This window comes from Streptococcus mitis (assembly GCF_001074635.1).
GTDB lineage: Bacteria > Bacillota > Bacilli > Lactobacillales > Streptococcaceae > Streptococcus > Streptococcus mitis_E.
This window is the reverse complement of the sequence record NZ_JUQO01000091.1, coordinates 1-1,562: the sequence shown is the minus strand read 5'-3', so window position 1 is coordinate 1,562 and position 1,562 is coordinate 1. Positions and strand designations below refer to the sequence as shown.

At 40.8% G+C, this 1,562-nt stretch carries 1 protein-coding gene; it reads left to right on the top strand.

Annotation, left to right across the window (positions count from 1 at the left end; translation table 11 throughout):
* Nucleotides 1-185 precede the first annotated feature (185 nt).
* Nucleotides 186-1,562: NADP-dependent glyceraldehyde-3-phosphate dehydrogenase (locus ADI58_RS03875; RefSeq protein ID WP_049521538.1), on the top strand; the 1,377-nt coding region annotated here is incomplete at its 3' end.

The window sequence follows — 1,562 nt, the reverse complement described above, 5'->3', positions numbered from 1 at the left end:
ACATAGCAAGAAAAAGGTTTAGTTCATCTAAGCCTTTTCTTTTTGTACTTGTTACTTAACAAAAGAGTTCAAATAGTTTGAAAAATCAAGCTTGTGAAAATAATCTCAAAAAGTTTGTAAAAAGGGTTGTAATTTTCTGAAAATTTGGTAAAATATATCTTAATCATTTTCAGGAGGACGAGAATTTGACAAGATATCAGAATTTAGTAAATGGAGAATGGAAATCATCTGAAAAAGAAATTACGATTTATTCACCAATCAATCAAGAAGAATTAGGGACAGTACCAGCTATGAGTCAAGCGGAAGTAGATGAGGCTATGCAAGCTGCGCGTGCAGCCCTGCCAGCATGGCGAGCTTTATCAGCAGTTGAACGTGCGGCTTATTTGCATAAAACAGCAGCTATTTTAGAACGCGATAAGGAAGAAATTGGTACTATCCTTGCCAAAGAAGTAGCAAAAGGGATTAAAGCAGCAATTGGAGAAGTAGTGCGTACAGCAGACTTGATTCGTTATGCTGCTGAAGAAGGTCTCCGTATCACAGGCCAAGCGATGGAAGGTGGCGGTTTTGAAGCAGCAAGTAAAAACAAACTGGCTGTTGTTCGTCGTGAGCCGGTTGGAGTCGTGCTAGCTATTGCTCCCTTTAACTATCCAGTCAACCTTTCTGGATCTAAGATTGCTCCGGCCTTGATTGCAGGGAATGTGGTTATGTTTAAGCCACCAACACAAGGTTCTATTTCTGGACTCTTGCTGGCTAAAGCCTTTGAAGAAGCAGGGATTCCAGCAGGTGTTTTCAATACCATTACGGGGCGTGGTTCAGAAATTGGAGATTATATCATTGAGCACAAAGAAGTCAACTTTATCAACTTTACAGGATCAACCCCTATCGGAGAACGTATTGGTCGTTTAGCTGGTATGCGTCCTATCATGTTGGAACTTGGCGGAAAAGATGCAGCTCTTGTACTAGAAGATGCAGATTTGGAACATGCTGCCAAGCAAATTGTTGCGGGTGCCTTTAGCTATTCAGGCCAACGTTGCACGGCCATTAAACGTGTCATTGTTCTTGAAAGTATAGCAGATCAATTAGCTACTTTGCTTCAGGAAGAAGTTTCTAAATTAACAGTTGGTGATCCATTTGACAATGCTGATATTACACCTGTTATTGACAATGCTTCAGCCGACTTTATTTGGGGCTTGATTGAGGATGCGCAAGAAAAAGGGGCTCAGGCTCTTACACCAATCAAACGTGAGGGCAATCTTCTCTGGCCAGTGCTTTTTGACCAAGTTACAAAAGATATGAAAGTAGCATGGGAAGAGCCATTTGGTCCTGTTTTACCAATCATTCGTGTGGCTAATGTAGAAGAAGCAATTGCCTTTGCCAACGAATCTGAATTCGGCCTTCAATCCTCAGTCTTTACAAATGATTTCAAAAAGGCCTTTGAAATTGCTGAAAAACTTGAAGTGGGTACAGTTCATATTAATAATAAAACCCAACGTGGTCCAGATAATTTCCCCTTCCTTGGTGTTAAAGGTTCTGGCGCTGGAGTGCAAGGAATTAAATATAGC